General features: G+C 65.0%; 5 protein-coding genes. 2 read left to right on the top strand and 3 right to left on the bottom strand.

The window, feature by feature from the left end; genetic code table 11:
• A partial coding sequence (locus tag GSQ80_RS14235; protein WP_158788241.1) for a collagen-like protein occupies positions 1-3,014 on the top strand: 3,014 nt, incomplete at its 5' end.
• A gap of 16 nt (positions 3,015-3,030) precedes the next feature.
• Here the strand turns inward: GSQ80_RS14235 and GSQ80_RS14230 are convergent.
• Complete coding sequence (locus tag GSQ80_RS14230) at positions 3,031-3,831, bottom strand: 1-acyl-sn-glycerol-3-phosphate acyltransferase (protein WP_158788240.1); 801 nt, start codon at positions 3,829-3,831, stop codon at positions 3,031-3,033.
• A gap of 72 nt (positions 3,832-3,903) precedes the next feature.
• On the opposite strand from GSQ80_RS14230, the gene GSQ80_RS14225 reads away from it, so the two are divergent.
• Positions 3,904-4,392 carry a DUF2062 domain-containing protein gene (locus tag GSQ80_RS14225; RefSeq protein WP_254059647.1) on the top strand — a complete coding sequence of 163 codons (489 nt, stop codon included), beginning with the start codon at positions 3,904-3,906 and terminating at the stop codon, positions 4,390-4,392.
• A gap of 100 nt (positions 4,393-4,492) precedes the next feature.
• On the opposite strand, the gene GSQ80_RS14220 is transcribed toward GSQ80_RS14225, so the two are convergent.
• Positions 4,493-5,473, bottom strand: coding sequence for a nuclease (locus GSQ80_RS14220; protein WP_158788239.1), 981 nt, complete (start codon positions 5,471-5,473; stop codon positions 4,493-4,495).
• Positions 5,474-5,585: 112 nt separating this feature from the next.
• Positions 5,586-6,545: a PD40 domain-containing protein gene (locus GSQ80_RS14215; protein WP_158788238.1), complete on the bottom strand. Its 960-nt coding sequence runs from the start codon at positions 6,543-6,545 to the stop codon at positions 5,586-5,588.
• Positions 6,546-6,594: the final 49 nt, after the last annotated feature.

Raw genomic sequence — 6,594 nt, 5'->3', positions numbered from 1 at the left:
GGGGGGAGGTCGGCCCCCAGGGCGTGCCGGGGATTTCGGGGACGGGTGGGGGAATCTCCTTTGCCGGGGTTTATGACGCAGGAGTGAGTTATGGGCTGGGGGATGTCGTTCAGTGGGGCGGATCGAGCTGGGTTTCGCTGCTGGCGGGAAATGTGGGAAGCGCGCCGGGAACCTCCGGGCTGACCTGGGGGATGCTGGCGACAGCGGGATCGCAGGGGCCGGCAGGGGCGCTGGGGCCGCAAGGGCCGATGGGGTTGAGCGTGCAGGGAGCGACGGGCTCGCAGGGTCCACAGGGGGTCTCGGGGCCAGCGGGTGCGACCGGTGCTGTGGGGCCGCAAGGAGCGATGGGCGAGAGCGTTCAGGGACCGGTAGGGGCGCAAGGACCAACGGGAGTGGCGGGACCAGCGGGAAGTCCGGGGCTGGTGTACCAGGGGGCATATAGCTCGGAGGGGAATTATTTGCTGGGGGACGTGGTGGTGTTCCAGGGATCGAGTTACGTGTCGTTGACTGGGTTCAATGTGGGGCAGACGCCAGGGGTGAGTCCTGCGTACTGGGGAGTGCTGACGGCACAAGGACCGGCAGGGGCCACGGGCGTGCAAGGAGTGGGGGGCCCGATGGGTGCGCAGGGATTGCTGGGCCCGGTTGGCGCTCCTGGATCGACGGGGGCACAGGGCGCGCAGGGGATAGCGGGAGAGGCGGGCGGGCAGGGGATTCCGGGCACGACGGGGGCGCAGGGGCTGTCGGGGCCGATGGGATCGCAGGGTCCGGCGGGGCCGGTGGGGATGAGTTACCAGGGAGCGTATGACTCGACGAAGAATTATGCGTTGGGGGATGGGGTGTTGTGGCAGGGGGCTGACTGGGTATCGCTGATTGCGAACAATCATGGGAATACGCCGAGTTTGAGCGCGGGCGATTGGGGAATGTTTGCGGCCAGTGGAGCGGCGGGCGCTACGGGGGCGGAGGGGCCGGCGGGCGTGGCGGGTCTGAATGGGCTGAATGGTCTCGCGGGCGCGGCAGGACCAGTCGGACTCGAGGGTCCGGCGGGGGAACCGGGGACGCCGGGGCTCGTATATCGCGGGGCGTATAGCTCGGTGGGGAACTACGCGCTGGGTGACGTGGCGGTGTTCGACGGGGCGAGCTGGGTGTCGCTGGTGGCGGGGAACGTAGGAGAGACACCGGGAGTTGGGTCGGCGTACTGGGGAGTGCTGACGTCGGTGGGGGCGCAGGGAGCGGCGGGGCCGGTGGGTGGAGTAGGGCCGGTGGGGCCAGCGGGGCCGCTGGGCATGGTTGGAGCGCCGGGACCTATCGGCGTCGCCGGGCCGATGGGGATTCAAGGACCGGCGGGGGCGCAGGGATTGATTGGGGCGACGGGGGCAGCAGGATCGGCAGGGCCGCAAGGAATGCCGGGCGTTGCGGGGGAGGCGGGCGCGCAGGGTCTGACGGGAACAACGGGCGGCGAGGGATTGCAGGGTCCGATGGGCCCGATTGGGGCCGCGGGACCAGTGGGGATGAGTTTTGTCGGGGCATATGACTCGACGATGAACTATGCAGCGGGAAATGGAGTGCTTTGGCAGGGCGCGGGATGGGTCTCATTGACTGCGGATAATCATGGGAACACGCCGAGCGTGAGTCCGGCGGCCTGGGCCATGTTTTCGGCCACCGGAGCAATGGGAGTGGCCGGCGCAACGGGTGCGATGGGGGCTTCGGGGCCTGCCGGCGCGAATGGATTCCCGGGAGCGACCGGTGCAACCGGTGCGAACGGCACGCAAGGCTTGCAGGGCGAGGTCGGGCCGGCAGGAGCTCCAGGGGCCTCCGGGCCGATGGGGATCCAAGGGCCAGCCGGAGCGCAAGGATTGACGGGAGCGACCGGTGCGGTCGGATCTGCGGGACCTCAAGGCTTGCAGGGAGTTGCCGGCACGGCGGGGGCGCTGGGTCTAACCGGATCGACGGGAGCCACGGGCTTGCAGGGCGCGACAGGAGCCTCGGGGGCAGCGGGCTCGATGGGTCCTACAGGGACGAATGGGACAAATGGGCTGAATGGAACGCCGGGGCTGGCGTGGCTGGGGGCGTGGAGTTCGGTGACGAGCTATGCGGTGAATGACGCGGTGAGCTACGGGGGAGAGAGCTATCTGTCCGTGGTCGCGGGGAATGCGGGGCAGCGGCCAGATCTGTATCCGACGGCATGGGCGGTGCTGGCGCAGGCGGGTGTTGCAGGCACGGCCGGAGCTACCGGCGCCACGGGGGCCGCGGGAGCTACAGGGCCGCAGGGAGCTATCGGTTCGGCCGGCGCTACGGGTGCGACAGGCGCGGCGGGTACGGTGGGGATGAACTTTCGCGGCGTGTGGAGCGCGGCGGTAGAGTATGCGGTGAACGACGCGGTAACCTTTGCGGGGTCGACCTACCTGGCGCAGGTGGCGGGGAGTAATGCTGAGCCTGACCTGTACCCATCCACTTGGGTTGTACTAGCCCAATCAGGAGGTACAGGTACTACGGGTGCGCAGGGTATCGCGGCGACGGTGGGTGTGGGAACCGTGACAACGCTGGCGGCGGGGTCGCAGGCTACAGTCGCCAACAGCGGGACGGAGCAGGCGGCGGTGTTGAACTTTGGAATTCCCCAGGGGGCGGCTGGATCGGGTTCAGGGAGTGGTACGAGCAGTGGAACGTTTACTGCGATGTATCACGCAACGAGTTACAACACGCTGTACTACGCGGTGAACTCTCCGAATGCGAGTATTGCGGAGACGTCGGGGTCGGTGCTGGCTTGGGTGCCGCAAGGATGTACGGCGACGGAGCTGGATGTCTACTCGCAGCAGCCGGTGACGATCACTGTGACATTGCGGGCGGGGTTTGCGGGCGCGTTGCAGGACACGGCGTTGAGCTGCTCGCCGGCAACGAATGGCAGTTGCAAGGCGGTGGGATCCGCGGTCATCGGGGCGGGAGAATTTATCGATCTTCGGGTTAATTCGGCATCTGGGACGACGGCGGGGGTATGGACTTCGCTGCAGTGCCAGTGAGACGAGGGCTCAGGGCTCAGGGTTCAGGGTTGAGGCTAGGTTGCTGGACAGGAACGGCCATGGCGTCGATGGCGGCCTGAGCTTCACGGCCGGCGATCTTGCGGTTCTTGAGGGCGGCTTCCGAGAAGCCGATGGGTTCGGGGGCGAAGTAGATGGTGCCGTGAACGCCGTGGAGATCGGCGAAGTTCCAGAGATGCTGCCAGAGGGTTTGGTGGCCCCAGTGGACGTCATTGCGGGTGGACTTGCCGCGGGCGAGGTCGTAGGGAGTGAGGTCGTAGTGGATGAAGCCGGCACTGACCGGCTGTTTGTCGGCGATCGCCAGGTGGAGAAGGCCGCTGCGGAAGGGCAGCGTCGGAACATCCCCAACACCGGTGGTGCCTTCGGGAAAGAAGACGACTGGGAGATTATCGCGAAAGCCCTTGGCCATGCCTTCGGCCGCTTTGGTGATGCTGCCGGCGCGGCTGGACGCGCGATCGATGTAGATGGTGCCTGCCATCATGCTGACCCACCCGAAGACCGGGGTCTTGCGGATCTCGATCTTGGAGACAAAGACGCAGGGGCGGATGGAGCCGTGAATGATGATGTCGACGTAGGTGAGGTGGTTGGTGATGACGGCGCCGTGCATGGGGACGGGGCCGACGGTAGTGAACGTGATGTTCTGCGTGCGGAGCAGCCGGTTGCCGATGCGGCTGAGCCAGGCGGCGCGAAGTGCGCGCGTGCGTGGACGGGTAATAAGGACTTCAAGGATGGAGTAAGCAAAGACGGCGGCGAGCGCGAGGACACGGTAGATGCGGCGGGGCGTGCTGAGAAGAGACAAACCGGGATCCTTCAAAGGGGGTCAGAGAGAACAACAGAGGCGCTGCGGTGAGTGTACCGATATGCTGGGAGTGTGGCGAGTCTTTGGCAGCGATGGATTGTGAATCCGGTGGTGGGCCTGTTGAGGATGGGGGCCGATCCGAATAAGCTCGCGTGGTCGCTGGCGCTGGGTGTGGTGGTGGGCGTGAATCCGCTGCTGGGATCGACGACGCTGGTGGCGTTGGGACTGGCGTCGGTGTTCCGGCTGAATATTGTGGCGTCACAGGTGGGCAATCACGCGGTGTATCCGCTGGAGTGGCTGCTGTTCCCGGTGTTTATCAAGGTGGGAGACGTGGTGTTCGGCACCGACAAGCTGCCGCTCGAGGGACATGAGCTTTGGTATGCCGCGAAACATCATCCATGGCACACGACGCGGCTGCTGTGGAGGTGGGAGTGGCATGCGCTGGTGGTGTGGGCGGTGTTCGCTGCGGTGGCGATGCCGCTGATCGCGATGGCGAGTGAGCCGGTGCTGCGAAAGATGGCGAACCGGGTGGGCGGACCGCCGGTGGGGTTTAGTTCTTAGTTGTCAGTTGTCAGTTGTCAGTTCTCAGTTAGAGCCAGGGAGAGTCTTGGCTGAGAACTGAGAACTAAGAACTGACAACCGAACTAAGAACTGACAACCGCTACTGGGGGCCGTGGTATTCCTGAACGGGATCTGCGGAGTGGACCCAGGCGGAGTTGATGAGGTCGCGGAGCTCGATGGCTCCGGCGGCGAGGCGCTCTTCGGTGAAGGCCTTGGCTTCGGGGGTGCCGGCGTCGGTGAAACCGCCGTCTTTCTCGAGCTGATAGACCTTTTCGACGAGGCTGTTGGAGTGGTGGAGGTAGTTCCAGTATTGGGTCCATTCGTCGTCGATGACGGTGGGTTGGGCGGCGGCTACGAGCGGTGCTACGTCCGCGGGCTTGATGTCGGCGGAGACGAAGATGGACTCGAACTGCGCGTGGATTTTGTGTTCGGTGGTGTAGTGGTGGGGATTGGGGCCGGTCCAGCCGTTGTACTGGATGGTGTTGTGCAGGGGCTGGGAGCCGTCGCCGACGTAATGGCCGAGCCAGCCGGCGTCGAAGAGGATAGCTAGCTGGACGGGGGCGGTGTTGCCGTTGGCGGCAGTGAGCTTGCGGTACTCGCGGAAGTCAGACTTAAGGCGCTCCCAGACTTCTTCTACCTGCCAGGGTTGGAAGCCGACGGTCTCGAAGGTCTTGATTTCGGGGTGCTGCGGAAGGGCGGCGGAGAGGTTTCGTATGAAGTCGTAACGCTTCCGTGGGAAGTTGTAACCGTCGATGCAGTCTGGAGTTCCGCTGGCGCAGGGCGTCGCGCCATAGATGCCCCACTCGTAGTCGAAGAAGTGATCAGGGGATTGCGTGGCGACGAGGTCGGGCTCCGCGTCGCGCTGCTTCCAGCGGTCGGGCTCCGGCCCCATCCACTCGATGACGTCGACACCGTTGGGATTGCGGAGGAAGTACGGTACGTCGGCAGGAAGGTTTTGGGCGGCGAGCTTGTTGATGAGCATGTGGCCGTCGCGGCCCCAGGCGTGTGCGACGGGGGTGGTGAGGATGGGTAGGAGCGTGGCGGCGAGGGCGATGCGAGAGAGTGTCGTAGGGCGCGGCATTGCGACAGTATATCGGGCTACTTTGACAGGGACGTTGCGCGCGCGTGGAGGCGAGGGTTGTGCGTTTGAATTTGAGGTATAGGAACTATGCCGGCGACTTCGACTGCTTTGGTTACAGCCACGGGGATAGGGAGATGGACCAGACGTTGGAGTTGCTGTTGTCCCAGATCTCCAGGCGATCGAGGTCGTGCTGGGCTTGCTCGTGGGTTCTGGGGAAGTGGACAGAGAGGGTGCGGTCGCTGCTGAAATATAAGGTGCGGTGGTCGGGTCCGAGGCGGGGTTCGTCGTCTGTGCTGGGACCGTAGGGCTTTTCATCGCCGGCGTAGCGAATCTGCTGCACCTTGCCCCAGTTGGCGCCTTCGCGGTGGACGAGGAACAGGCGATCGTGAGGGTCGCCGGGCAGGCGTCCTGCGCTGCAGAAGACGATGAAGGATCCGTCGGGGGCAATCTCCGGGTCGACGTCGAGGGTTGAGCCGTCGCTGAAGGGAAGCGGGTGGGCTGGTTGGTATTGGCCGCTGGTGCGTTCGGAGACAAAAAGGCGCTTGCTGCCTTTGTCGTCAATCCAGGTGAAGTAGATGTCCCCGTTGGCGGCAATGGTCGGCTTCCAGATCGAGTGGCCGATGTTGACGGTGTCGGGCAGGCGTACGGGTTGGGTCCAGCCCGAGGTGGTCCGGTCGACTCGCCAGAGGTTGGATACGATGCCGGGGATGGGGACGCCGGGCTTTGGCGGAGTTACGAGCGGGATGAGGGGGCGGGTGGACTGGAAGACGATGTAGGCGCCGTCGGGTGACATGGCGGGGGACGAATCGGGCCATTCACCGGAAAAGGATGCTAGGGTGGGTTTCGACCACGTGCCGTTGAGCTTGTGGGATTCCAGAATGACGGACCAGTGGGCGGCGCTACGGGTGAAGAAGAGGGTATTGCCGTCAGGAGAAAACGTGGGGGCGCCGTCGTTGGCGGGGCCTGAGACGATGCCTGGAGCGAAGATCTGCGGGTCGGGCAGGGGCGTGGATTGGGCTGCGGCGCAGAGGCAGGAGCTCAGGGTAAACATGAGCAGGAAAGACTTTGGCATGGGAGAGTCCTTTGGCTGCTTGGACGGTGCGTCTGGAAAAACGCGAGCG

This window comes from Granulicella sp. L46, assembly GCF_009765785.1.
Taxonomy (GTDB): domain Bacteria; phylum Acidobacteriota; class Terriglobia; order Terriglobales; family Acidobacteriaceae; genus Granulicella.
This window is presented reverse-complemented; position numbering and strand designations above follow the sequence as displayed.

Bases quoted from the DNA above. Each gene is read 5' to 3' on its own strand.
- GSQ80_RS14220 (WP_158788239.1), bottom strand. From the start codon at position 5,473: ATGCCGCGCCCTACGACACTCTCTCGCATCGCCCTCGCCGCCACGCTC.
- GSQ80_RS14215 (WP_158788238.1), bottom strand. From the start codon at position 6,545: ATGCCAAAGTCTTTCCTGCTCATGTTTACCCTGAGCTCCTGCCTCTGC.